The sequence below is a fragment of the Alphaproteobacteria bacterium PA2 genome (assembly GCA_002256425.1).
GTDB lineage: Bacteria > Pseudomonadota > Alphaproteobacteria > Caulobacterales > Caulobacteraceae > Phenylobacterium.
In genome coordinates this window covers 1,373,336-1,399,085 of sequence record NKIZ01000001.1, presented here as the reverse complement: position 1 = coordinate 1,399,085, position 25,750 = coordinate 1,373,336, and the positions used below count along the sequence as shown (strand labels likewise).

Annotated in this window: 22 protein-coding genes; 9 read left to right on the top strand and 13 right to left on the bottom strand. The window is 63.7% G+C overall.

Features of this window, described 5'->3' with window-relative positions; all coding sequences use genetic code 11:
- Positions 1-37 precede the first annotated feature (37 nt).
- The gene (locus tag CFE28_06745) at positions 38-247 is read left to right on the top strand and encodes a hypothetical protein (GenBank protein ID OYU69726.1); all 210 of its coding nucleotides are present in this window, start codon (positions 38-40) and stop codon (positions 245-247) included.
- Here CFE28_06745 and CFE28_06740 read toward each other — a convergent pair.
- Entirely contained in the window at positions 244-726 is a 483-nt protein-coding gene (locus CFE28_06740; protein ID OYU69725.1) for a transcriptional regulator, read from the bottom strand. The two genes, CFE28_06745 and CFE28_06740, sit on opposite strands and share 4 nt — an antisense overlap.
- Positions 727-873: 147 nt before the next feature.
- On the opposite strand from CFE28_06740, the gene CFE28_06735 reads away from it, so the two are divergent.
- Complete coding sequence (locus tag CFE28_06735; protein OYU69724.1) at positions 874-3,069, top strand: phosphoribosylformylglycinamidine synthase II; 2,196 nt, start codon at positions 874-876, stop codon at positions 3,067-3,069.
- Between the two features lie 108 nt (positions 3,070-3,177).
- On the opposite strand, the gene CFE28_06730 is transcribed toward CFE28_06735, so the two are convergent.
- Positions 3,178-3,663: a damage-inducible protein gene (locus tag CFE28_06730; protein OYU69723.1), complete on the bottom strand. Its 486-nt coding sequence runs from the start codon at positions 3,661-3,663 to the stop codon at positions 3,178-3,180.
- 108 nt (positions 3,664-3,771) lie between these two features.
- Here CFE28_06730 and CFE28_06725 point away from each other — a divergent pair, with 108 nt between their 5' ends.
- Entirely contained in the window at positions 3,772-5,004 is a 1,233-nt protein-coding gene (locus tag CFE28_06725; protein ID OYU69722.1) for a serine hydrolase, read from the top strand.
- Positions 5,005-6,644: 1,640 nt separating this feature from the next.
- Here the strand turns inward: CFE28_06725 and CFE28_06720 are convergent.
- On the bottom strand, positions 6,645-7,325 hold the full coding sequence (locus CFE28_06720) for a hypothetical protein (GenBank protein OYU69721.1): 681 nt from the start codon (positions 7,323-7,325) through the stop codon (positions 6,645-6,647).
- Positions 7,309-7,845: a hypothetical protein gene (locus tag CFE28_06715; GenBank protein ID OYU69720.1), complete on the bottom strand. Its 537-nt coding sequence runs from the start codon at positions 7,843-7,845 to the stop codon at positions 7,309-7,311. The genes CFE28_06720 and CFE28_06715 overlap by 17 nt, the downstream gene beginning before the upstream one ends.
- Before the next feature lie 125 nt (positions 7,846-7,970).
- On the opposite strand from CFE28_06715, the gene CFE28_06710 reads away from it, so the two are divergent.
- From CFE28_06710 to CFE28_06695, 4 genes are all read left to right on the top strand, one after another.
- Positions 7,971-8,204 (top strand): BolA family transcriptional regulator, encoded by a 234-nt coding sequence (locus CFE28_06710; protein ID OYU69719.1) that lies wholly within the window; start codon positions 7,971-7,973, stop codon positions 8,202-8,204.
- Positions 8,205-8,206: 2 nt separating this feature from the next.
- On the top strand, positions 8,207-9,106 hold the full coding sequence (locus CFE28_06705; GenBank protein ID OYU69718.1) for a hypothetical protein: 900 nt from the start codon (positions 8,207-8,209) through the stop codon (positions 9,104-9,106).
- 71 nt (positions 9,107-9,177) lie between these two features.
- On the top strand, positions 9,178-9,513 hold the full coding sequence (gene grxD / locus CFE28_06700; GenBank protein OYU69717.1) for a monothiol glutaredoxin, Grx4 family: 336 nt from the start codon (positions 9,178-9,180) through the stop codon (positions 9,511-9,513).
- Positions 9,514-9,535: 22 nt separating this feature from the next.
- Complete coding sequence (locus CFE28_06695) at positions 9,536-9,955, top strand: thioesterase (protein ID OYU69716.1); 420 nt, start codon at positions 9,536-9,538, stop codon at positions 9,953-9,955.
- On the opposite strand, the gene CFE28_06690 is transcribed toward CFE28_06695, so the two are convergent.
- From CFE28_06690 to CFE28_06675, 4 genes are all read right to left on the bottom strand, one after another.
- On the bottom strand, positions 9,948-10,319 hold the full coding sequence (locus CFE28_06690; protein ID OYU69715.1) for a hypothetical protein: 372 nt from the start codon (positions 10,317-10,319) through the stop codon (positions 9,948-9,950). The genes CFE28_06695 and CFE28_06690 overlap by 8 nt on opposite strands.
- A 101-nt stretch (positions 10,320-10,420) precedes the next feature.
- On the bottom strand, positions 10,421-11,038 hold the full coding sequence (locus tag CFE28_06685) for a 30S ribosomal protein S4 (protein OYU69714.1): 618 nt from the start codon (positions 11,036-11,038) through the stop codon (positions 10,421-10,423).
- A gap of 168 nt (positions 11,039-11,206) precedes the next feature.
- Positions 11,207-12,460 carry a phosphatidylserine decarboxylase gene (locus CFE28_06680; GenBank protein OYU69713.1) on the bottom strand — a complete coding sequence of 418 codons (1,254 nt, stop codon included), beginning with the start codon at positions 12,458-12,460 and terminating at the stop codon, positions 11,207-11,209.
- A complete protein-coding gene (locus CFE28_06675) occupies positions 12,457-13,233 on the bottom strand; it encodes an rRNA methyltransferase (protein OYU69712.1) in 777 nt (258 codons plus the stop codon). The genes CFE28_06680 and CFE28_06675 overlap by 4 nt, the downstream gene beginning before the upstream one ends.
- 123 nt (positions 13,234-13,356) lie before the next feature.
- Between CFE28_06675 and CFE28_06670 the strand changes: the two genes are divergently transcribed.
- Positions 13,357-14,574: an isocitrate dehydrogenase (NADP(+)) gene (locus CFE28_06670; GenBank protein ID OYU69711.1), complete on the top strand. Its 1,218-nt coding sequence runs from the start codon at positions 13,357-13,359 to the stop codon at positions 14,572-14,574.
- 66 nt (positions 14,575-14,640) lie between these two features.
- Here the strand turns inward: CFE28_06670 and CFE28_06665 are convergent, their stop codons facing one another.
- From CFE28_06665 to CFE28_06645, 5 genes are all read right to left on the bottom strand, one after another.
- Positions 14,641-16,818 carry a folate hydrolase gene (locus CFE28_06665; protein ID OYU71592.1) on the bottom strand — a complete coding sequence of 726 codons (2,178 nt, stop codon included), beginning with the start codon at positions 16,816-16,818 and terminating at the stop codon, positions 14,641-14,643.
- Positions 16,819-16,930: 112 nt separating this feature from the next.
- The gene (locus CFE28_06660) at positions 16,931-19,153 is read right to left on the bottom strand and encodes a peptidase S9 (GenBank protein ID OYU71591.1); all 2,223 of its coding nucleotides are present in this window, start codon (positions 19,151-19,153) and stop codon (positions 16,931-16,933) included.
- A gap of 59 nt (positions 19,154-19,212) precedes the next feature.
- Complete coding sequence (locus tag CFE28_06655) at positions 19,213-20,019, bottom strand: molybdenum-dependent transcriptional regulator (protein ID OYU69710.1); 807 nt, start codon at positions 20,017-20,019, stop codon at positions 19,213-19,215.
- Between the two features lie 25 nt (positions 20,020-20,044).
- Positions 20,045-22,369: a TonB-dependent receptor gene (locus CFE28_06650; protein ID OYU69709.1), complete on the bottom strand. Its 2,325-nt coding sequence runs from the start codon at positions 22,367-22,369 to the stop codon at positions 20,045-20,047.
- A gap of 93 nt (positions 22,370-22,462) precedes the next feature.
- The gene (locus CFE28_06645; GenBank protein ID OYU69708.1) at positions 22,463-23,935 is read right to left on the bottom strand and encodes an NAD(P)(+) transhydrogenase (Si-specific); all 1,473 of its coding nucleotides are present in this window, start codon (positions 23,933-23,935) and stop codon (positions 22,463-22,465) included.
- Between the two features lie 219 nt (positions 23,936-24,154).
- Here CFE28_06645 and CFE28_06640 point away from each other — a divergent pair, with 219 nt between their 5' ends.
- Positions 24,155-25,750, top strand: coding sequence for a glycerol-3-phosphate dehydrogenase (locus CFE28_06640; protein OYU69707.1), 1,596 nt, complete (start codon positions 24,155-24,157; stop codon positions 25,748-25,750).

Below are 25,750 nucleotides of genomic sequence, written 5' to 3'. Positions count from 1 at the left end.
CGATGGGACTGCATTGGGGGATTCCGTGAGTGAAGTGGTGCATCTGGCGAGCCGAGCGGAGTTTGGTCTCCGCCGCGCCCGCACCCGGGTCGACAACATGACGACCATGTTCCAGGCGCTGGAGGCCGGAGGCCTGCTGGATGTTGCGCCTGAAGATCCGGCTGCCCAGGCCAACCATACCGTCGCACGCAAGCTGCTCACCCTTGTCCAGGCCGAGCTCGACATGCTCCGGCAGGAACTACCCTAGAGCTTCGCGGTCGCCACGCGACCACGGGCCTCCTTGCGGCCCCCCGAGGCGTCCCTGAGGGTTCCCGCAAGGCCCAGGCCGAAGGCCGGCATGTTGTTGTAGACGTTCTCATACCTGCCATTCTCGATCAGGTAGGTCTCATGCCAGATGCCCACATCGCCATTTGAACCGATGGCCTTGTTGAAGGCCTGCCAGGCTGGCAGGTGGGCCGCCTCCCGCGACTTCGCATAGGCTTCCAGGTGGTCGAAACTCCGCCAGTACTGGGTGACCACAATATCGGGAAAGCCGAACATGGATCTGGCGTGCAGCAGGCCCAGGTCAGGCTGCTTGCCAAGTTCGATCAGCATGCGGGGCATGGCCGCCGCCACAGGCGCCCATTTCCAGAACTTCCAGGGCCGGTTGATCCGCATGCCGATCAGGAAGACCACGAAATCGCCCTCGATCTCCGCGCAGACGCGCTTGGCGATGATTTCCGACATGGGCGAACTCCGTTTCACTGAAGATAAATTTACACTGGAAATTTATGGCGGCAACTTGCATTTCCTTTCGGCTGCGGTGCGGAAATGCACAGGTCGGGGCAATTGCGGCTATCGCTCTGGCGGCCGAGTCCCGCTAGAAGCAGGCCCATGAGCGCACCTGCCAAGACCCTCGCCCAGACCGCCGCCGAATATGGCCTCAAGGCCGAGGAATTCGACCTCATTGTCACGCGACTGGGCCGCGATCCCAGCCCCGTCGAACTCGGCGTCTTCTCGGTCATGTGGTCCGAGCACTGCTCGTACAAGTCTTCGAAGATCCATCTGGGCAAGTTCCCGACCACCGGTCCTCGGGTGATCTGCGGCCCGGGTGAGAACGCCGGGGTGGTGGATATCGGCGATGGCCAGGCCTGCATCTTCAAGATGGAGAGCCACAACCACCCGTCCTACATCGAGCCCTACCAGGGCGCAGCGACCGGCGTTGGCGGCATCATGCGTGACGTCTTCACCATGGGCGCGCGCCCCATCGCCCTGCTGAACGCCCTGCGGTTCGGCGATCCCAGCCATCCCAAGACCCGGCGCCTGCTGGGCGGCGTGGTCAGCGGGATTGGCGGCTATGGCAATTGCGTGGGCGTCCCTACCGTGGCCGGCGAGACCAATTTCCATCGGGGCTATGACGGCAACATCCTGGTCAACGCCATGTGCGTCGGCCTGGCGGACTCCGACAAGATCTTCTACTCGGCCGCCCCCTCCCCCGGCCTCTCTGTCGTCTATTTCGGATCCAAGACCGGCCGCGACGGCATTCACGGCGCCACCATGGCCTCGGCCGAGTTCGACGATGCGTCGGACGAGAAGCGGCCCACGGTCCAGGTCGGCGACCCCTTCGCGGAAAAGCTGCTGATCGAAGCCACCCTTGAACTCATGGCCTCCGGCGCTGTCGCCGCCATCCAGGACATGGGCGCTGCGGGCCTGACCTCTTCGTCCGTGGAAATGGCCGGCAAGGGCGGGGTCGGCGTCGAACTGAATCTCGACATGGTGCCCCAGCGCGAAGAGGGCATGACCGCCTATGAAATGATGCTGTCGGAAAGCCAGGAGCGCATGCTGGCGGTCCTCAAGCCCGGCCGCGAGCACGAAGGCCACCGCATTTTCGAAAAGTGGGGCCTGGACGCCGCCGTCATCGGCCAGACCACCGACACCGGCCACCTGGTCCTCAAGCACAAGGGCGAGACGGTCTGCGATGTCCCCCTGGCGCCGCTGTTTGATGACGCGCCGCTCTATGATCGCCCCTGGGTGGAGACGGCGGCCCAGCCGCGTCTCGACGCCAAAGCCATTCCCGAGCCCGACGACTATGCGGTCGCTGTCCTGAAGCTGATGAGCTGCCCGGACATGGCTTCCAAGCGCTGGCTCTGGGAGCAGTATGATCGTCACGTCATGGCCGACACCCTGGAGGACAGCGCCACGGGCGCCGACGCCGGGATCGTCCGGGTTCACGGCACGACCAAGGCCCTGGCCGTCACATCGGACTGCACCCCACGCTATGTGTTGAACGATCCCTATGAGGGCGGCAAGCAGGCCGTGGCCGAGGCCTGGCGCAACCTGACCTCGGTCGGCGCCGACCCCATCGCCATCACCGACAATCTGAACTTCGGCAATCCCGAGCGTCCCGAGATCATGGGCCAGATCGTCAAGGCGATTGAGGGCATGGCCGAAGCCTGTCGCGTTCTCGACTTCCCGGTCGTGAGCGGCAATGTCAGCCTCTATAACGAGACCAATGGCGCCGCCATTCCGCCGACACCCACCGTCGGCGCCGTGGGCCTGCTAGCCGACTCCACACGGCGGGCAGACTTCTCTGGCATGAAGGCCGGCGACACCTTGATCCTGATCGGCGAGACCCGGGGCGAACTGGGCGCCTCCATGTATCTGCGGGAAATCCTTGGCCGCGAGGATGGCGCTCCGCCGTCGGTGGACCTGGCCCTCGAGCGCCGGAACGGCGACTTCGTGCGGAGCCTCATAAATTCCAGGCAAATCACGGTGGTTCACGACCTTTCCGACGGCGGCCTTGTCGCCGCAGCTGCAGAAATGGCCCTGGCCTCCAATGTGGGGATCACCCTGGAGCTGCCGTCAAAGCTGCCCGATCACGCCCTGCTGTTTGGCGAGGACCAGGCCCGCTATCTGATCGCCACACCAAACCCCGCGCCAGTTCTGAAGGCCGCCCAGGCCGCAGGCGTGGTTGCTGAAGAGGTCGGGCATGCCGACGGCCCGGCCCTGGCGACCTCTGGCATCTTCAGCATCGCCCTGGCCGACCTGCGTTCCGCCCATGAGGGCTGGATGCCGGCTTACATGGGCTAGAGCCCGCCGCGATAAGTGGGAACCGGTTATCGCGACAAGCGTGCTCTAAACCTTTGAATTAGAGCGCAGTTTTACCCTTTAGACGATTCCGTCTAAAGGGAACGCGCTCTAGGCCTCGGTCGCCCTGACCAGCAGGTCGAGGGCGGCGGCGGCGAAGGCGTCCATGTTGGCGATGCGGTCGCTTGAAGCCGTCTCGATGACAATGGCGAATTCAACCGGGCCGGAAACCGCCACCACGGTATGGCCGGCGGCGTCGCCATAGCCATTGCCGGTCGGACCTGCAGCGCCGGTCTCTGAAATCCCCCAGGTGGTCCCGAACCGCTCGCGCACCGTGCGCGCCAGCAGCAGGGCATAGGGTTCGCTGGCCGAGCGCATGCCCGCCACCGCCTCCCGGGGCAGGTCCAGCAGGCTCATCCGCGCCTTGCCGGTATAGACGACCCCGCCCCCCAGATAATAGGCCGAGGCCCCCGCCACGCTCAGCAGGGCCGCCGAGATCAGCCCCCCGGACGAGCTTTCAGCCACGGCGACCGTTTCCTTGCGGGCCTTCAGGCGTTCGCCCAGGGTCTCGCCCAGGGCCAGCAGTGTCGGATTCATGTGATCTCCTCCCCGACCGGGGCATGATTTTCTTGGCTTGGCGCAAAACTCGCGCGCATGATGGCTTCCAATTAGACCAATCGCCATTTCCCGGGAGGAATTTTTCACATGGACGCGCATTCTCAGTGGACCGGCCTCGACGCCTCGCGCCTTGAACGCATTACCGACCACATCAACCGCAACTATATCGAGCCGCAGAAGATCGCCGGTTGCCAGATCGCCGTCGCCCGTCATGGCCACACGGCCTATTCCCGCACCTTTGGCAGCATGGATGTCGAGCGCGGCAAGCCCATGGCCGACGACACCATCTTCCGCATCTATTCCATGACCAAGCCGATCACCTCGATCGCCCTGATGACCCTGTTCGAGAAGGGCTATTTCCAGCTGAACGATCCGGTCAGCCGCTATGTCCCGTCGTGGAAGAACCACCGGGTCTGGGTGTCAGGCGAAGGCGACGACATGGTCACCGAAAAGCCCAACCGCCCGGTGACCTTCCGGGACGTCCTCTGCCACACGGCGGGCCTGACCTATGGGGGCGGCCTGCCGGGCATCGGCGTCCAGCACCCCATCGACCACATCTATCGCGGCCTGAAGATCCGCAGCGCCGGCAGCCAGGACACCATGATGGAGTTCATGGACAAGCTGGGTCAGGTGCCCCTGCGCTATCACCCCGGCGAACAGTGGATGTATTCCCTGGCCACCGATGTCTGCGGCGCCCTGGTGGAGATCATCTCCGGCAAGCCCTTCGCCCAGTACCTGCAGGACGAGATCTTCGGCCCCCTGGGCATGGTGGACACCTCGTTCTTCGTGGCCCCGGAAAAGGTCGGCCGGTTCGCCGCCAATTATCAGCGCGGCCCGAACAAGACCCTCAAGCTGATCGACGATCCGGCCACCAGCAGCTTCATCTCCGATCCGGGCTTCAAGTCCGGCGGCGGCGGCCTGACCGGAACCACGGCCGACTACATGCGGTTCTGCGAAATGCTCCGTCGCGGCGGCGAGCTGGACGGCGTGCGCATAGTGGGACCCCGCACCCTGGAAATGATGCACATGAACCACCTGAAGGACGGCAAGGACCTGACCCAGCTGGCCCTGGGCGCCTTCTCGGAAACCGCCAATGAAGGCGTGGGCTTCGGCCTGGGCTTCGCCTCGACCATGGGCGTTGTCGAGACCGGCTCCCTGGGGGTTGGCGACTATTACTGGGGCGGGGCGGCCTCGACCATCTTCCTGGTAGACCCCAAGGAAGACCTGACCATGGTCTTCATGACCCAGCTCATGCCGTCCGGAACCTTCAACTTCCGCGGCCAGCTGAAGAGCCTGATCTATTCGGCCATCACCGACTAGGCGTGCGGCCGAACAGGCCTCCCCAGAAAGAATGCGACCTGGGGAGGCTGGGTGTCGACTCTGCGACCTGAGCAGGGTTCAGGGCCGTGAAATCGGCCGCCAGGGGCACGACCTGCCCCTTGAGACCCTCAATGTCATAGGGGCCGCACTGCAGGGCAGTGCCTGCACCAGCCGGTTAGCGGTCAGGCGACATGTAACTTTCAATATTCCTGTCTATTTCTTCTTCAATTTCCGGGTACACGTCGATTATTGGATTAATAATATTCAATAATATATCTCCAGATATTGACCCAATTATACTTAATATTCGATCATATTCTTCTGGTTCTATCGAATTTTTTATACACTGCAAGGCCTTCGTCAATTCCGCGATGCTGATGGATGCATGAGTGGCGAATTGCTTGGCAACATTACGGTCCATAATAACCTCCACATACCCATACGGATTCCGCCCCGCATCGATGCCTAGGGGGTCGGTCCCGCGACGCCGAAGGCGCCCTGTTCACGCTGAACCACAATGGCGGCCAGCAGGGCCGCATGCAGGCTCACAGAAACGACAAATCCGGCGCGGCGGGATTTTCTCATGGGCGCGAATGGACCTGCACAGCGTAAGGCAGACCGACGGGAATACCCACAGGCTTGCCTCCCATACCCCTATGCCTCCTCACCGTATCGCGAACGATCCAGAGCCTCGTTGAACTTCCGGATCTTGAAACAGTCCGCAAGGGTAATACCCCTGGCGTTCTCCGCCAATAACCGCGGATTGATCCTGCGGGGCTTGGGACCAAGCCAATCACGGCACAGGGGTATCAGGACAGCAATGGCGATCCAGTACGGCGCGCCTTTTAGCACAAGACTTGGAAAATTATGCAAATATTTGGAAACAGAAGGCCCTTCCTGCATTGCATAACTTACAAGAAACATAAATAAAAACAATATTGTCATAAATATAACAGATGCCATCAAGCCAACAATAGTTCTTCTCGCCAAATAGGCTACATATAGGAACATCAGTGCTTTCCGGTCATTGTCTTTGTGACAAAATTGCCAGTCCATGCACCTTAGATTGCTGAAAGCGTAATTCCAAATACAACTCCAACCCTACCCACTCAATAGCCGCACCAATTTTCCCGCGACGCAATTTCCACATTAGTGAGAATGGATCTGTCTTGAATCGGCCAGCCCGATGGGAATGCCCCTCAACCACACCATGCGTTGCAAACATGCGGCCAATATCACGCACCACCCCTGTTAAGGTTTATCGACTCAAATAATCGGAAGCCATTTCAAGAAGTTGTTGCAGATTCAGATTATCGCAATCTATCTCCAAACTCTGAAAATATTCTCGAACCGCGACCTCCAGTCCCACCAAATCTTTCGGACTCCCTTCCCTAGCGTTGAGATAGACGGGGGCACTTTCCACAGATGAGAAATAATTCGATTTAGATGCTGGCCTTTTCAGGTTTGTTTTAATGTCCAGAACAGTCCCGTCCCGCATCCAGGCTGCTTTGTATTCGCCATCCAAGACATCAATTGCCTCCATTGACCTTTCAGCAGCCTCCCGGGATTCAAAGAAATCCGCCCCATCAGAAGCCAACAATACTACCTGTGGAATGCGCTGGGCTCTCTTTCTCATTGCCCTAGAACCGATCCAGAAACCGTCGATCACTTGGCTTTGAATCCCAGGGCCTATGCCTTTTCATGCTTTGACCTGGCATCGAATGGCCCGCCCGCTTGGGATTTGGAACACTCCGATGATAATGGGGAAGCTCTCCTGTCGGGTGACCAGTTCTATTGCCAAACGGCGCAATTCGAAGATTCTTAGCTATTGTGAATTCCTTTCCAACCAGAGCTAGGCTGCCCACCTCGGCTATACCTCCAAACGCAGCGCCGATAAGAGCTTCCTTGCCCACTTGCTTCCAATTTACACACTCAAAATGACCGCCGTTGTTCAGCAGTTGTAAGCCGAGGTCGATACCTCCACCGACGAGCGCTCCTTCAATTATTAGCGGAATTATCAAGCCCTCAGGGTCAGAATACTCCGTAGGTCTCCCATCCACATAAGCATACGGATTCTGCCCCGCATCAATGCCCAGGGGGTCGGCCTCGATATACCGCCCCAGGGTCGGGTCATAGTTCCGGAACCAGTTCTGGTGCAGGCCACCGCTCTCGGCCTCGAGGAACTGGCCTGGCAGGCGGATGTCCAGCCCCGCGCTGGGGGTCCCGAACACCTTGGCCTGGCCATAGGGCTCAACATAGGCGTCCCAGACCTTGGCCTTGGCGGCGTCGGTCATGTCCCCGCCCTTACTTCCCTGCCTCATACCGCACCCAGACCGCCTTCAGACCCAGGTCGCTGAGGCGGTCTTCATAGGCCCAGATCTCGCTGTCCTTGAGGGCCAGCCGGACCTCTTCCGCGGACGGGGTCCAGCAGTCCTTGCCGGGGGGATTTCCGGGCGCCGGGCGGGCGCAGAAGGCGGGCCAGACCCGGGCGGAGACCACCCTGCCCTCGGCGTCGGAAGCCAGGGGCCGGTAACCGTAATAGCCGTGGCCCCAGCGGGAGAAGTCCTTGCTGATCGGCCGGGCGATCTGGATGACCCCCGGGCTGCCGCCGGCCATGGTGAAGGCGACGGGCTGGTCCAGCAGTTCACCCTGCCCCTGAGGTCTGGCGTTGACGGCCACACCGTCCCTGATGCTCAGGGCCTGGACACAGCCGGGCCAGTCGGCGGGCGGGGCGGAGGTGTTGAAATGGCAGTCAGGTTCGGCCAGGGCCCAGAGGCCCGGGCGCGGTTGCAGATTGCCCGCCGCTTGCGGGTCAAAGAGCGGCTGGGTGGACACCACCATGCCACATCCGGAGAGCCCGACGCAGGCCGCGAAAAGGAGCGCGGCGCCGACGGCGTTCCAGGCCTTCGTATGGCTGTTATTAACCAATAGCGCCGACAAACAGACCCTCCGTTGGAGCTTACCAGATGCCTATGCCCCTCTCGGTCCTGAAGGCGGAATTGCAGTCCGCTTTTCCTGACGCAGAGATAGAAATTCAAGACTTGGCCGGTGACGGCGACCACTACAAGGCGATTATCGTCTCAGGCGTATTCGCGGGTCTCAGTCGCGTGCGCCAGCACCAGCTGGTCTATGCCGCCCTCAAGGGCAAGGTGGGCGGGGAACTGCACGCCCTGGCGCTGGAAACCCGGGCGCCGGCCTGATCATGCGCTACCGTCCGTTTGGAAGATCCGGGAAGGTGGTTTCCGCCATCAGCCTGCTGCTGAGGGAGTCCGGAGCCGTGTCCAGCCCTGCGGCCTGGCGTGCGACCGCGATCGCCGGCCTTGAAAACGGCATCAACTATTTTGAACTGAGCGCCTCGGGCGAGGCCCTGCCGATTGGCGTCGGCGCCGCCATCAGCACCCTGGAGCGCCGTCTGGTCCTGCTGGGCTGGCGGATCCAGCATCAGGGGCGGGTTCCCCTGACCGGTCGCAGCCTGATGGACAATATCCAGGGCGGCCTGGCCCGGACCGGCGCCGGCTATTTCGACACCCTCATGCTGGACGACAATGCGTTCAATTGCCTGAACCGCGATGGTCACCAGTGCCTGGAGGACCTGAAGGCGGCGGGCCTGTGCAAGCGCATCGGCATTGTCGGCGAAGGCGATGTGGTCGACCGCTGTCTTGTAGCAGGCGCCTTCGATGTCCTGTCCACCTCGTGCGACGTCACCTCTGACGGCCAGGTGCGCCGGCGGCTCCGTGAAGCGGCCCATCAGGACATCATCGTCGTCGCCCGCAATCCGATCCCTACTGACCTGATCAGGGGCAGTCAGCTTTCCCTGGGCCGCAAGGCGGGCAGCTTCTTCGGTCTGAAGCCGCGGGACACCCTGGCCGGCGTCGGGACCTTCCAGTTCCTGCACACCACACCTGACTGGACGCCGGAAGACATCTGCCTGGCCTATCTGCTCACCGAACCCACCATGGCGACGGTGATGATCGAGGCGCACAAGCCCGACATCATTGCGGACTGGGCCTCGGTCGCTGACCGTGAACTGCCAACAGGGGTTCCGGCCCAGGTGGAAATGGCCCGTTTCGCCGAAGAAGATCAGCCCCGCCGCCGGGCCTGAGCCTCCAGACGCCTTGACCCGGAGGCTGGGCCTCCCTAGCTCTAGGGTCGAAACCTCAAGAGTCCCCCGCCATGACCGACGCCGCAAACCCCGCTCACGATTTCATCGGCCAGACCATCGCCGCCAATGACGTTGTCCTGTTCATGAAGGGCGTGCCCGAGCAGCCCCGCTGCGGATTCTCCGCCATGGTCGTCCAGGTGCTGGACCACATGGCCGTGGACTTTGTCGGGGTCGATGTCCTGCAGGACGACGAGCTGCGCAACGGCATCAAGACCTTCTCTGACTGGCCGACCATTCCCCAGCTCTATGTGAAGGGCGAGTTCGTCGGCGGCGCCGACATCGTCAAGGAAATGTTCCAGACCGGCGAGCTGAAAGGCCTGATGGCTGAGCAGGGCCTGCTGCCCTGAAGGCCGCCCCAGGGTCCGACGGGTGAGCCGACTCCTTGAACCCCCGGAAGGCCGGCAGGTCTTCAGTCTCGATTTCAGACCGACCCCGGCTGACATCGACGACAACGGCCATGTGAACAATGTGGTCTACCTGTCCTGGGCCCAGGATCTGGCCATTGCCCACTGGGACTCCCGCCAGACGGAAGAGGCCAAGGGTCGCTGGGCCTGGATCTGCCTGCGGCACGAGGTGGACTATCGCCGCTCCCTCATGCCGGACGAAACCGCGAGAGGCCGCACCTGGGTCGCCGACAGGGCCGATGGCCCGCGCTTTGACCGTTATGTACGGATCGACGGCCCGGACGGCGCCATGTGCGCCCAGGTGGTCACCACCTGGTGCCTGATCGAAAGGCCGAGCGGACGCCCGAGGCGTGTTCCGGGCGAACTGGTTGACCGCCTTATCTGACCCCTGCCGCCGCAAGCGGATTGAGCAGGAAGACCGGCTCACCTGCAGCCAGCCCCAGTTCAGCACGGGTGAAGGCGACCTCCACCCAATCCGGCACTGGTCCGGCACAGGATTGCAGGCGACGCCGGGCGAAGGCCAGGGTGGCGACGCCGCCCTTGCGCTCCACGTGAAAGACCAGGTCAGGACGGGTCTGGCAGCCCCGACTGGCGATTTCGATGACCACCCCGTCGCCGTCACGGCGCAACAAGCGAACAGGTTCCAGCTCGGGATAGGGGCCCGCTGCCGGAAAGGCGCCTTCCGTCGGAAGACTGGCGCAACCGGCCAGGGCCAGGGCGCTGAACAACAGGGACCGTCTGGGGATCATTCCGCCATTCCACGCCCATCAGGACGCGAGGACAAGCCCGCCAGCAAAAAGGCCCCGGTTTGCACCGGGGCCCTTGAGACGTCTTCGAAGTCCGGCGCCGATTAGGACGCGTAGAATTCGACGACCAGATTGGGTTCCATCTTCACCGGATAGGGAACTTCGGAAAGTTCCGGCGCGCGGAGGAAGGTGGCGGACATGGCCTTGACGTCCACTTCCACATAGTCGGCGAATTCACGTTCGCTGGACTGCAGGGCTTCGAGGACCAGAGCCATGTTCTTAGAGCGCTCGCGGACGGAGACGACGTCGCCGACCTTCACGCGGTAGGACGCGATGTTGACGCGCTTGCCGTTCACCAGGACGTGGCCGTGGTTCACGAACTGACGGGCCGCGAACACGGTCGGCACGAACTTGGCGCGATAGACGATGGCGTCCAGGCGGCTTTCCAGCAGGGCGATCAGGTTCTCGGAGGTGTTGCCCTTGCGACGGGCGGCCTCGGTATAGGTGCGGCTGAACTGCTTTTCAGTCAGGTTGCCGTAATAGCCCTTCAGCTTCTGCTTGGCGCGGAGCTGCAGGCCGAAATCGGAGACCTTCTGCTTGCGTCGCTGACCATGCTGGCCAGGGCCGTAGGCGCGGGTGTTGATCGGGGACTTCGGGCGACCCCAGATGTTCTCGCCCATCCGCCGGTCGATCTTGTACTTCGCCGAGTGGCGCTTCGACATGTGTCGTCTCTCTTCATTTGACGCGAGCCGGCCCCTCCATATTTGGAGACGCAATTTCAACGGCGGCGGCGCATCATCCCGTCATAGGTTCGCGGTCCCGAAGGGCAAGCCCCCAGGCGCGAAGGCGCGGTGTATGCTTCGCCCCGGGCCCTGAGTCAACCTTTCAGGTCAATCGGCCAGCTGGACCGCCGGGAAACGGTAGCCGCCATCCAGCAGTTCAGGCTTTGGCAGATAGGCCCGCATGAACAGGGCGAAGGGCCCCTCCGGCGCCGGCAGCCAGTTCGCCGCCCGGTCACCTTCCGGCTGGGCGTGGCCGATCCAGATGTCGAGGGAGCCGTCGGCATTCCAGGTCAGGCCTTCGGTGCGGTCGCCAATGGCGTAGCGGTTGATCGGATTGTCCGTGAAGTAGAACTGCCCGTCCTCGGTGGCCTCATAGAGGCTGAGGGACCAGAAGGAATGGACCGGCGGCAGGGCGTCGGCCGGGAAATGCAGGCGCCAGTTGCGCAGGCCTTCAAACAGTCCGCCCGGCAGATCTCCCTTGGCCCGCATGTACATGGCCTCGATGGGCGGCAGGGCGGCCAGTCCTGAAACGGCGACGGAAGCCCGCAGGGCATAGTCCTGTCCGAAGTCTCCAAGCCGCGCAGCGGGATAGGACCAGCCCTCGACAAAGCCTGCGCCGGAGAGTCCGCCCCGCTTGGAAGCTGACTTGGCCTCGGCGACGCCGGCCTCGATGGCGGCGACCTCTTCGGGCGAGAACCGCTCCGGCCTGAAGTCGTCCAGGCCGAGCGGGGCCATTAGCGCCAGCTCGGTGCGATCGGTCACAATGGGCGGATTGAGCTTCATCAGCTGGGCGGCGGAGGCGAAATAGTCCTGCCATCCGGCGCCGCGATGGGCGAAGGGTCCTGGCGTTTCTGTGGCGGGGCCCTGCATGGAAATGCCCTGCTGGACCGCCTTGGCCGCATCGACGTCATGGGGTCCGTCCACCAGAATCCGCGCCAGGGCCCAGACATGATTGGTCGGGCAGCGCACGACCTGAGCGCCTTCCGCAGCATCCCGTGGGCCGACCAGGGTAAAGGTCCCGCCCTCATTGCCCGTCGTCCGGGTTCCCAGGATTGCGAAGGAGTTGGTGTAGGCGTCCATCAGCTGCAGGGACAGGTAGCGATCCCCCGTCGGTGGCAGGGTGACGGTGACCGGCCCCTGGGACAGGTCGACCTGGGCGGTGGAATAGAAGGTGTCATTGTTGGGCGTGGTGACGGCCCGGGCCCGGTGATCGGCCAAGCGGCGCATGTGGCCAAAGACATTCATCTGCGAGCCATTCATCTGACCGCGGCTGCGGGTGGTCGAGATCTCGATCAGCGGCAGGGTGAACCGCCAGGCTGTAGCGGCGGCGACCTTCAGGTCATGCAGTTTGTCAGTGCTCATTTCGGGCTCCCCTGAACGGTCTTCTTGACGAGTTTTTCCAGCATGCGGCCACGCCCCTTCGAGAGTGCGGTGACCACACCCCGGAAGGTGCGGACTTCCTGATCAGAGAACCGGGCCCGGGCCAGGGCCGAACGCAGGTTCTGCACCATGGAGGGCTTCTTTTCCGGCGGGTGGAAGAAGCCGGCGGCGTCCAGCTCGTTCTCGAAATGCTCATAGAGGCCCAGCATGGCGGCGGCCTCGGCTGGCGCAGGCGCATCCCGGAAGGCCGGCGGGACCCCGGCCGTCAGGCTCATCCGCCACTCATAGGCCAGGATGATCACCGCCTGGGCCAGGTTCAGCGACCGGAACCTCGGATCAATCGGCAGGGTGACCACAGACTGGCAGAGGGCGATATCGGCGGTTTCCAGCCCCGCCCGCTCGCCGCCGAACAGCAGACCGACCTGCCGGCCTGCGCTGACCTCCCGCACCAGTTCGGCGCAGGCCTCCCGCGGGGTGAGAATCGGTGTCTGCAGCTCCCGGGGCCGCGCTGTGGTCGCATAGACCAGATGCAGGTCGGAAATCGCCGCCTCGACGCTGTCATAGACCCGCGCCGCATTCAGGGGCCATTCGGCGCCGGACGCCGTCGCCCAGGCCCTTTCCTGGGGCCATCCATCCCTTGGATTGACCAATCTGAGGTCAGAAAGCCCGAAATTGGCCATGGCGCGCGCTACTGCGCCGATGTTTTCGCCCATCTGCGGCTTGTCGAGGATGATACAGGGGGGCTGCGAGGTCATTCCCGCTTTTCCGACCTGTGCGCAGTTTAGGCAAGGTCAGACGCACTCAAGCTTTGCGCATCGCCCGACGCCCGTTATATGCGATTGTAACTGTCAGCTACGCTTCCGGAGCGCCAATCCCTCATGGCCAAGATCAAAGTCGCCAACCCTGTCGTCGACCTCGACGGGGACGAGATGACCCGCATTATCTGGAAGTGGATCAAGGACAAGCTGATCTTCCCCTATCTGGACATTGATCTGGATTACTACGACCTGGGGATGGAGCATCGCGACGCGACCGACGACAAGGTCACCCTCGACTCCGCCGCAGCCATCCAGAAGTACGGCGTGGGCGTGAAGTGCGCCACCATCACCCCGGACGAAGCCCGGGTGGAAGAATTCAAACTCAAGAAGATGTGGAAGTCGCCCAACGGCACCATCCGCAACATCCTGGGCGGGGTCGTGTTCCGCGAACCCATCATCTGCAAGAACGTCCCGCGCCTGATCCCGGGCTGGACCCAGCCGATCATCATCGGCCGCCATGCCTTCGGCGACCAGTATCGCGCCACTGACTTCGTCGTGCCCGGCAAGGGCAAGATGAGCATCAAGTGGACCGGCGAGGACGGCCAGGTCATCGAGCATGAAGTGTTCGATTATCCGGGCGCTGGCGTGGCCATGGCCATGTACAACCTCGAGGACTCCATCCGCGAGTTCGCCCACGCCTCGCTGACCTATGGTCTGGACCGCAAGTACCCGGTCTACCTGTCCACCAAGAACACCATCCTCAAGGCCTATGACGGCCGGTTCAAGGACATCTTCCAGGAAGTCTACGAGACCGAATACGCAGCCCGCTACAAGGAAGCCGGCATCACCTATGAGCACCGCCTGATCGACGACATGGTGGCTTCGGCCCTCAAGTGGTCCGGCGGCTTCATCTGGGCCTGCAAGAACTATGACGGCGACGTCCAGTCTGACCAGGTCGCCCAGGGCTTCGGCTCGCTGGGCCTGATGACCTCGGTGCTGATCACGCCGGACGGCAAGACCATGGAGGCCGAGGCCGCCCACGGCACCGTCACCCGTCACTTCCGCCAGCATCAGCGCGGCGAGAGCACCTCGACCAACTCCATCGCCTCGATCTTCGCCTGGACCCGTGGTCTTCAGCACCGCGCCAAGCTCGACGGAAACGCCGAGCTCGCGCACTTCGCCAAGGTGCTGGAAGAGGTCTGCGTCTCGACCGTCGAAAGCGGCTCCATGACCAAGGACCTCGCCCTGCTGGTGGGCGACACCCAGGGCTGGCTGACCACCGAGGGCTTCATCGACAAGGTGGCCGCCAATCTCGACAAGGCCCTGGCCGCGAAATAATCCGACCAACTGGCTTCAGCTGAAATCAGGCCCTCTCCTCCCGGAGAGGGCCTTTTTCGTTGATGGTCAGCCGCCGTTGATCAGCTTGGCCGCGTCGTCGAGCCGGGAGGCATAGGCGTCGAGGGCCTGGGCCGTCAGGACCGAATACCTGTCGGCGTCAGCCCAGCGTTCTTCTTCGATGGCTTCGCGAACGCCCGGCAGGGTCTTGGCGCCATAGCCGGTGAAGCGGCCAGGAGCGTAGACGAGGTTCTTGTACCAGGGACGCCCCGGCAGGCCGATGTCATTGGTCAGGACCATTTCAAGACTACGCTGCATTTCGAACAGCTTGCCCTGGGTCGCTGGCGACAGGGACCCGCCCCTGGCCGCCAGGGCCTGGTCATAGGCCTTGGCGCTGCGCTTCAGGTGGGCGATGGCGTTGTCCAGGGGCGCGAAGTTGAAATAGGGAACCGGCGCCAGGGGTGTCGGTTGACCATTGGTCCGCTTGGGATCGTCGGCCAGCCTGTACATGTCGCCGGCGATCAGCCGGGCCTGCACCTGCTGGGCCTCGCGCTTGGCGTCCGCCAGCCGCTTGATCTCGTCGCTGTAGGTGGCGACCGTCTCGGCGAAATTGCCATAACGCTGAACCGGCAGGTTGGAGTCCGCGATCCGCATGACCAGCCGCCCCCCGACCTTGGCCAGGGCGCCCGAATAGGCGAGGCCCGGATCGTCAAAGGCCAGGTGATGCTCCCAGGTGTCATAGGCCGAGTGATAGACCCCGCCGGAATTCCCCTCCCCGCCAAAGCCGAAATTGATGGCGGCCAGGCCCAGATGGCCGATGAAGCTGGAATAGTCCGAGCCCGATCCCAGGGCGCCGATCGGCAGGTCGCGGTCAGGATCCGCGGCGACCTTCGCCGCCGCCACGGCGCGGCCACTGGCGCCCGTCTGGGCGCCTTCCACCTGCAGTGAGGCCCGCAGGCGTTTGGCGACCGAGACGCCGGTCTGTGGATCCTGGACGTCGCCGATCACCTGATTGACGAAGTGCTCATAGGCGTGGCTGCCCTCGGCGCCGAACTGACCCCGCTCATTGCCGTCGGTGTTCAGATAGACGACGCCCTTGGCCTTCAACTCCTCGGCATGGGTCTCGGCCCACTCGGTGGAGCCCAGCAGCATGGGCTCTTCGGCGTCCCAGCTCAGATAGACCAAGGTGCGCTTGGGCCTGTAGCCCTCGGCAGCCAGCTTGCCGATGGCCTTGGCCTCGGCCATCAGGGACACATGGCCGCTGATTGGGTCGGCGGCGCCGAACACCCAGCCGTCCCGGTGATTGCCGCGCATGACCCACTGGTCGGGCTGTTCCGAACCCTTCATCACCGCGACCACGTCGTAAATCGTTTTGAGGCTCCATTCCGACTTCACCGCCAGATGGACCTTCACCGCGTCATTGCCGCCCACATGATAGGTGATGGGCAGGCCGCCCACGAAGGAGGCCGGGACGACATTGCCCTCAAGGGCGCTCAGGAAGTGCTGGGCGTCGCCATAGGAGATGGGCAGGACCGGGATTTTCAGGATGGTCTGGGCGTCTTCGCGCTTCAGCCGCTTGGCCTTTTCCGTGGCGCCGACGCCAGGGGTCAGGGGATCACCGGGATAGAGTGGCATGTCCGCCACCGATCCACGCTGGAAGCTTTGGGCCGGACGTCCGCCGCCCTTGGGATAGACGTCGTCAGTGCCATAACCGTCCTGCTGGGGATCGGAATAGATGATGCAGCCAATGGCGCCGTGATCCTGGGCCAGTTTGGGCTTCAGCCCCCGCCAGCCGACGCCATAGCGGGCGATGACGATCTTGCCCTTCACCGACACGCCCATGCGCTCCAGGGCCTTGTAGTCATCGGGCATGCCGAAATTCACATAGACCAGATCACCGGTGACATCGCCGTCACCCTGGAAGGCCACATAGGCCGGCAGCTGGTCCTTGGTCCGGCTGGACGACGCGTCGCCGGGGACTGGCGCCTCGGTCAGGGTCGCCTTGAAAGGTGTGGGGCCGACCATTTCCAGATTGACCGACAATGGGGTCGGATAGAGCACCTGGAAGGTCTCGATCCGGGTGTCCCAGCCCCAGGACTTGAACTGGTCGCGGACCCACTCGGCATTCCCCTTGGCGGCTGGCGCGCTCACATGGCTGGGCTCGGCCGCCAGACGTTTCATCCAGTCGACCATTTCGGTGTTCGAGATCTGGGCGTCGAAGGCCTTCTCGCGGGCTGATTGGGCCATGACCGGCCCCGACAGGGCCGCCGCCGCAATCAGGGCGATGAAGGATGTGGTCGAAAATCGCATGGGAACCCCCGAAAAATCTGAGATTGAAATGAGCCTAATCCTGATCCGCCTAGTGCGCAGGGGTCGGATGAAGTTTGCGGGTGAAATAATCCAGGGTCGCCCTGGCGCGATGCAGCAGGTGGGCCTGGGTCCAGCCCGCCCGGTGGCGAAGGCCGGGATAGAGCATGGTCTCGAAGCCGACGGACTTTGACTGAAGGGCAGCCATCAGCCGGGTGGAGTTGTCGAAGGTGACATTGTCATCGGCCATGCCGTGCATGAGCATCAGGTGATCGGGCTTCAGCTGGCCGATCCTGGCAGTGACCTCCGAGGCGGCATAGCCCGCAGGATTGTCCTTCGGCGTGCCCATATAGCGCTCGGTATAGTGGGTGTCGTAGAGGGTCCAGTCGGTGGGTGGCGCCCCCGAAACACCCGCTGCGAAGGGTGAATTCGGCGCCGTCAGCAGCATCAGGGTCATATAGCCGCCATAGGACCAACCGGTGACGCCGATCCGGGCGGGGTCCACAAAGGGCAGGCCCTTCAGGTGGGTGACACCAGCCAGCTGATCCTCGACTTCCAGCTGGCCCAGGCGCCGGTCAATGGCGGTCTTGAAGGCCACAGACCGGTTGGGCGTGCCGCGGTTGTCCAGGGTGAAGAGGATGAACCCGGCCTCGAGATAGAGCTGGTCGCCCGGATCGTTCCAGACCTTGCGCACCAGGGCGCTGCCAGGTCCGCCATACAGTTTGAGGACGGCTGGATAGGACTTCTTCGGATCAAAGCCTGGCGGCGTGCGCATGGACCACCACAGATCCTGGCCATCCGCCGCCTTGACGGTTCCGAAGGTCGGGGTGCGCAGGCGATCCACATAGGGGGCGAAGGGATGCCCCTCCCCGACCCGGTTTTCCTCGATCCAGCGCACCAGCTTTCCGCTGTGGTCGTAAAAGCCCGTTCGCGGCGGCGTGGCTGGGTCCTCATAGGTTCCGGCGAAGGCGCCGCCAGCCCTGGCCACCTTGACCGTCCACCAGCCGCCAGCCGGTGTCAGGGCCGCCGGTTCGCCTGGCTTGAGAAACGAGGTCGTCCAGAGACGCCGCTCGATGGGAGTGTCCTTGTTGGCGGTGAAAACGACCTGACCCCTGGCCTCATCCACCCCCTGGATGGCGTCCACCGGCCAGTCGCCACGGGTGACCTGCGCAACCTCATGGCCCGCCGCGTCATACCGGTAGAGGTGTTTCCAGCCGCTCTTTTCCGACGACCACAGGAAGCCGCCATCCTTAAGGGGCCGAAAATCATCAGAGAGGTCGACCCAGTGCGGGCTGGTCTCGGTAAGGACCACCTTCGTCGCGCCTGTGGCGACATCGGCGGCCAGCAGGTCCAGCCTGCGCTGATCCCGGGTCTGGCGCTGGACATAGAGGGTCCTGCCGTCCTTCGACCAGTCGACCCGCGCCAGATAGATGTCCTTGTCGGAACCCAGGTCGATCTGCACCATCCGCCCGGTGGCCACATCAGCCACGAAGAGCTCAATGGCGACATTGGGCCTGCCGACCCGGGGATAGCGCTGGCTGACAATGACAGCACCGCTGGCGCCGACATCGGCCCGTTCGACCACATCTACGCCGGTCTGGTCGACGCGGGTCAGGGCGATCCGGCTTTCGTCCGGGCTCCACCAGTAACCGGTCTGACGGTCCATCTCCTCCTGGGCGATGAATTCCGGCGTGGCCCAGCTGTGCAACTCATCGCCGCCCGTGGTCAGGGCCCGCTCCGGACCGCCAGACGCCGGGATCAGGACGAGGTTGTCATTGCGGACAAAGGACACGAACCGGCCCTTGGGCGAGACCCTGGCGTCGATCTCGTCATCGGCGCTGTTGGTCAGCCGCGCCACCTGGCCTCCGGCCCTGGACCAGAGCCAGAGATCGCCCTCCACCGGAACCAGGATGAAACGGCCCTCATCGTCCCAGTCATAGGCGACCACGCCCCGGGTCTGGACGCCCTGCCGCTCCCGGCGGCTCTTCTCGGCTTCGGAGAGTTCGCGGTCCTTGGGGATCAGGGCCCGGGCGTCGATCAGCATGCGCGGGGCGCCGCCCTTGACGTCGGCGGCCCACAGGTCGGTCATACGGGGATCGTCGGTCTTGGCCTTCAGATAGGTGACCATGGATCCGTCGGGAGACAGGCTGACGCCACGGGCCCGCGGGCCCGAAAGGTCGGGACCGGAAAACACCCGCTCGGGGGTCAGTTTCTCAGCCTGCGCCGCGCCCACGCTCAAGCCCATCAGCATCCCCGCCAAAGCCAATATCCGCATCATCTCGTCCCGCAACTGGAAGGGACGATCAAGGCCGGGTTTGCCGCCCAAGGCAAGGCCTAGCCGGTGGCCAGGATCACATGTGAGGCCTTGATCAGGGCGAGGACCCGTGACCCCACGGCCAGATCCATGGCCTCGACACTTTCGTGGGTGACAGTGGCGGACAGGGACTTGCCGTCGGCGATCTGCAGGGTGACCTCGTCATTGACGGCCCCGCGGGCGATATCCGTGACAATCCCCGCCAGGCTGTTGCGGGCCGAGGTGCGCAACCCGTCCGAGGCGGGGGCCAGGATGATGAAGCTGGCGTTGATCAGGGCCATGGCCGGAACCCCCGGCGCCAGACCCAGGTCGGCAACACTTTGACGCGTCACCACCGCCACGATCCGCGCCTCTCCGCCAATGGACAGGGTGACCTCTGAATTGACGGCGCCATCCGCAATGGCCTCGACAACGCCGCGCAGGACATTGCGGGCTGAACTCTTCATGGCGAGACTCCAGAGCCAGTCATGGGGGGCCCTGTCTCCTTCAAAGGACAGACGCTTCTCGACGGCGGCCAGGGCCTGGGCCAGCTCGCCTTCAATGGCGCGAAAGGCGGAGATCACCGCTCGCCCCTCCTCCGTCAGAACGGCGGAACCGCCACGGCTGCCGCCAGCCTGGCTGGCGACCAGCGGCCGGTCAAAAAGGTTGTTCAGGGCCTGAACCGCGTCCCAGGCGCCCTTGTAGCTGAGGCCCACAGCGGCAGCGGCGCCGGTAATGGAGCCATGGACGCCCAGGGCCTCCAGCAAGGCGATGCGCTCGGCGCCCACAGCACTCTGCCCCACCCTGCGCAGGACGAGCCCGGCGGAAAGGGACGACGGCTGGGTCATGGCGAAACCTCCGATGGAGGCCCTCTCAGTACGACGCCCGCAGGGTCATGCCTAGGGATCTCCGATCCCCGGGCGTCCCGACGATCAGCCCGGAATTGCCCGCCTGAACCGTGACATTCTGAAGGTACTCAGCTTGGAACAGGTTACGCGCCCAGATCGAGACTTCCACGCCGGACCGGTCCCGCAGGCCGACCCGTGCGTTCACCACCGTATAGCCCGGCTGTGTTGTGTATCGGGACCCCGTCGGGTCGCCGAACACCTTGGTGCGGCCATGGGCGTCCATATGGGCGAATAGGGAAAGGTCTGATTGCACCGGCTTCACATAGTCCACACCAAGGGACCAGGCCGTCTTCGGCAGGGCCGACAGGGATTTTCCACTGAGGTCGCAGACTGTGGTCGCGGCGCCGATCCTCTCCAGGGGGCAAGGACCATTGCGATAGGAGAGATACTTTCCATCTGTCCAGCTGGCCGAGGCCTGCAGGGACAGGTTCGAGGTCACCTGGGCCAGACTTTCTACTTCCACACCCTTGACCCTGACCCGCTCGATATTGGCGAGATAGCCGCGCAGGGCGCCCGGTCCGCTGTCCACCACATTGGTCTGGAAGTCGCGGATGGTGGTCTGGAATACATCGACATTAAAGATCAGCCGATCTCCCAGCAGACGGGACTTCACCCCTACCTCGAAGGCGGCGTTCTTCTCTGGCCGGACCACCGCCGTATGGAGGGCCGGCTGGTTGGCGCCGTCCAGGGGCAGGCCTGACATGTTCACCCCGCCCGACTTTCCTGCCCGGGCATGGCTGGCGTAGAGCATAACCCTGGGTGTCACCTCCCAGGAGGCGACGATCCGGCCGGAGAGGTCATCGTCGGCGACCGCGGCCTGGTAGGACTGCGGGCGCAGGATGGAGAGCTTGCTGTTCAGGAGGGCCGTGGTGGCTGGTGTCGCGCCGCCTGAGACGGTGGACACAAAGATCCCCGACTTGTCCTCGCGGGTATGGCGCAGGCCGCCGGTCAGGCTGACCGTTTCCGCCAGGCGCCAGGTCATCTCTCCGAAGACCGCCCAGGAATGGCTATCCAGCCTGGTTCGGCCATCCGTGACATAGCCATCCAGCAGATTGGCGGGAAAGGCCGGGGCCGGGCCCAGCAACCAGTAGGTCGCCAGCGGCCCGTACTGCGTTATGGGGCGGCCGATCTGGGTCTGGGTGAAGGCATAGAGCCCCGCCACATATTCCAGGGTCTGGCGTCCGGACGAGGCGATCCTCAGTTCGTGGCTGTACTGGATCTGACGGGACGGAATGTGCTGCAAGGTCTGGATGGACAGCCGCGTATAGTCCCGGTCATTGGCGGCGTCCCAGTTCCACTGACGCCAGGCGGAAACCGAGGTGACCACTGCTTCGTGCAAGCGCCACTCGGCAATGGCGGACAGGCCTTCCTCGTGAGTGTCCACTTTCAGGGCCGCATCGATATCGGTCAGCCGGTCATAGGGATTGAGGCTCGCCGGCGCATAGCCGACCCCCGCCGCCAGGGCCGGATACTGGCGAGCCGCCGCCTTGAGGGTGGTTCCGACACCCACATAGACCTGGGTGCAGCAGTTGGAGTCGAGGCGGCTGTAGTCGCCATAAAACTTCAGATCGAGGTCCGGGCGAAGCTGGAACAGCACTTGCCCGCGGATGGCGAAGCTGTCGGTGTCATTGTTCCGCCCGCCCGTCGTGAGGTTGCGCAGGGTCCCATCACGGCGGGTCGACATGACCGAAAGCCTGCCGGCGACCTTTTCGGCCAGCAAGGGGCCTGACACTGTGAGCTTGCCCTGCTGATAGCTGAGGTCGCCGAAGGAGACCTCAGCAACGGCTTGAGGCGTGAAGGTGGGCGCCTTGCTGGTGATGTTGATGGCGCCGGCGGTGGTGTTGCGGCCGAAGACCGTGCCCTGGGGTCCGCGCAGAACTTCCACTCTTTCAAGGTCAAGCAGGTCGAAGGCAGCCGTCGCCGGGCGGGCGTGATAGACCTGATCCACATAGAAGCCGACCCCGGGATCCAGTCCGTCATTGGCCTGGGAGACGGCGATGACGCTGCTGCCAAGGCCCCGGATGGTGAAGGCAGTGTTGCGCGGATTGGGCGACACATAGTTCAGGCTGGGAACAAGCTGGGCTATCTGGGCGAGAGAGACTGTCTGGGCAGCAGTCAGCTGGTGCTCATCCACGATGGACAGGGATGTTGGAACCGACTGGGCGTTTTCCGGCCGCAGGCGGGCCGTGACAATGACCGGCTCGATCGTCGGGGCTTCATCTGCGAGGGCGACGCCTGTCAGACTCGCAGCGCCAAGGCCCAGCAAGAGCGCCTGCCGCCAACCTGCCATGACGCAATCTCCCCGTTTCCGAGTCGATATGTAGTCAAACTACCAAACGAAGTCCAACGGGGCACTTCCGATCAAATCGGCGGAAGTCCGGACTTAGCCGCCGACGGCCTTGACCGCCCGCTCAAGGGCCGCCGCCGTGGTCCGGACGCTGGACTGGGCCCTGGGCATGCGGTTCCAGGCGTCGAGGGCGGCGACCTTGTAGGCCTCGGCCAGGGTCGGATAGTTGAAGGTGTTCTCGACGAAATAGTCGAGGGTGCCCTCCAGGTTCAGAACCGCCTGGCCAATGTGGATCAGCTCGGTGGCGCCCTCGCCCATGATGTGGATGCCCAGCAGACGGCGGGTCTCCAGGGCGAACAGCATTTTCAGGAAGCCGGACTCGATCCCCATGATGTGGCCGCGGGAGGTCTCGCGGAACCTCGCCACACCGGCCTCGTAGGGTATGCCCCGCTCGCGGACCTGTTCCTCGGACATGCCGATGGTCGAGATTTCGGGCACGGAATAGATGCCATAGGGGAAGAATTCCGGCGGCGAATGGGCCGGCTCGTTGAAGGCGTGACAGGCGGCGATGCGGCCCTGCTCCATGGAGGTGGAGGCGAGGCTCGGAAAGCCGATGATGTCGCCGGCCGCATAGATGTGCGGAACCTCGGTCTGGAAGGTGGTCTTGTCCACGCTCAGGCGGCCACGCTCGTCGGCGGACAGGCCCGCGGCCTCCAGGCCCAGCCCTTTGATGGCGCCCTCCCGACCGGCGGAGAACAGGACCATGTCGGCCCGGAGCTCGCGGCCGTCGGCCAGGACCACGCGACAGTCCTGGGGCCCAACAGAGTCCGCCGACAGCACCTTGGCGCCGAAACGCAGGGCGACGCCCCGGTCGCGCAGGTCGTGGGTGAATTCTTCCGACAGTTCCCGATCCAGGAAGGGCAGCAGGCCTGAATTGGGTTCGACCAGGGTGACCTTCACATCCAGAGCGCTGAAGATACTGGCGTATTCCACGCCGATGACGCTGGCGCCGACCACCACCAGCTGGCGGGGAATGCGGGTGATGTCGAGGATCTCGTCGCTGTCGAGGACATTGACCCCATCAAAGCCGATATGGCTGGGGCGATAGGGCGTCGTACCGACTGCCAGCAGGATCTTGTCCGCCGCAATGATCCGTGAGCCTTCGTCGGTTTCAACAGCGACGCTGTTGGGGGACAGGAACCGGGCCGAGCCCATGACCGTGTCCACATTGTTCCGGGCGAACTGGTGTTCCAGCACTTCGACTTCGTGGTTGAGGGTGATCTGCAGGCGCTTGCCCAGATCCTCGGCCGTAATGTCCTGCTTGGCGCGATAGGCGCGGCCGTAGAACTCCCTCTCCCGCCAGCCGGAAAGGTTCAGCACGGTCTCGCGCAGGGTCTTGCTGGGAATGGTTCCGGTATGAACCGAAACGCCGCCGACCCGCCGCCCCCGCTCGACCACCATGACCCGCTTGTTCAGCTTTGCCGCCTGGATGGCGGCCCGTCGGCCCGCCGGACCACTGCCGATGACCAGGAGATCATAGGTCGGCGATTGGGTTTCAGGTATCGGCATGCGTGCGCCCCCCTAAGGTGCAGGAAAGTGCAGCCTAGCTGTCACACCTTAAGGTAATGTTTTTGCTTGGAATGCCTCCAGGGTCAGTCAATGAAATTGGTCGCCGGCCGCCTATTCGATTGACCCTCATGCCTGTCCAATAGACATAGCAACAACTGCTGATCGACCGCTGGACCTACGGCGGCGGCGAGATGGCCGAAGGGCCTGGGGATCAAGAAGATGCAAGCCGGAGCTCTGGATTTTCGCAACCGCAGCGGGGTTCTGGATGCCCTGGATGGCGCCAGCTTCGACCTTCTTGTCATTGGCGGCGGGGTCACCGGCGCGGGAATTGCCCGGGACGCCGCCATGCGCGGCCTGTCCGTCGCCCTGGTGGAAGCGCGCGATTTTGCCGCAGGCACCAGCAGCCGATCTTCGAAAATGATCCATGGCGGCCTGCGTTACATGGCCCAGGGCGATCTGGGGCTGGTCCAGGAGGCTGCTTCCGAGCGCAAGGCGGTGGAAGCCATCGCCCCTCACCTGACCCGCATGACCCCCTTTGTCATTCCCGCCAAGAATGCGGCGGCCATAGCCAAGCTTCGCACCGGCCTGTGGGCCTTCGAAAAGCTGGGCGGGGTGCCCAAGGGTCGCCAGCACGAGGTCTGGTCCCGCAAGGACGTCGAGACCCGGGAACCGGCCATTGACGCCTCTGACCTGACTGGCGCGGTCGCCTACCCCGAATACCTGACCGAAGACGCCAAGCTCACCCTGGCCAATGTCCGCGCCGCCGTGGCCTACGGCGCCACGGTTGTGAGCTATGCACCGGTCAGCGAGATTCTCGTCGAGAATGGCAAGGCCGTCGGCGTCGTCCTGGATGACACCCTGAACGGCGAGACAGCCAGGGCCAGGATCACCGCGAGGGTCATCGTCAACGCTGCAGGTCCCTGGGTGGATCGCCTGCGAGGCCTTGAGGATGGCGCCGCCAAGCCCCGCCTGATGCTGTCCAAGGGAGTCCACCTGGTGGTCGACCAGGCCCGCCTGCCCGTCTCCCGCACCATCATCATGGGCGCCCGGGACAAACGCAGCGTCTTCGCCGTGCCCAAGGGGCGGTTCACCTATATCGGCACCACCGACACCTTCTATCCCGAGGATCATACCTGGCCCGTCATTGACCGGGACGACATCGACTATCTGTTGGAGGCCACCAACAAGCGCTTTAGCATTGCGCCCCTGGGGGACGCCGACATTGTCGCCGCCTGGTCGGGCGTCCGCCCCCTGGTCGGTCAGGAAGGAAAGTCCGCCTCGGAAATCTCCCGCAAGGACGAGGTCTGGACTGGACCGGCTGGCATTCTGGCCATAGCCGGCGGCAAGCTGACCGCCTATCGCCGCATGGCCGAGCGGGTGGTCGATACGGTAGAAGAACTGATCGGTCGCAAACCGACCGCCTCCCTGACGGCGACGACGCCCCTGCCCGGCGGCGACCTGGATGTCGAGGCGGTGACCTCGACCCTTTCCGCGACCATGCCAAAACTCGAAGCCGAACGCCTTGTCGCCCTTTATGGCTCCGAAGCCCCGCTCGCGGCCGGCGGGCCTGAGGCCGAAACCCGGCATGCCGTGACAGTGGAAGGCGCCCTGAAGCTCGAAGACGTCTGGGTGCGCCGCTCCAACCGCGCCTGGTTCGACGACAAAGGCAGTAAAGCTGCGCTTCCGGTCATGGGCGCTGAAATGGCGACCCTGCTGAACTGGTCCCCTGACCGCACGGCTTCAGAAATCAAGGCCTGCCTCGACATCCGCGCCGACAGCCTGTCGGCCCTCAACACCACGACTGCGAGTACCTGA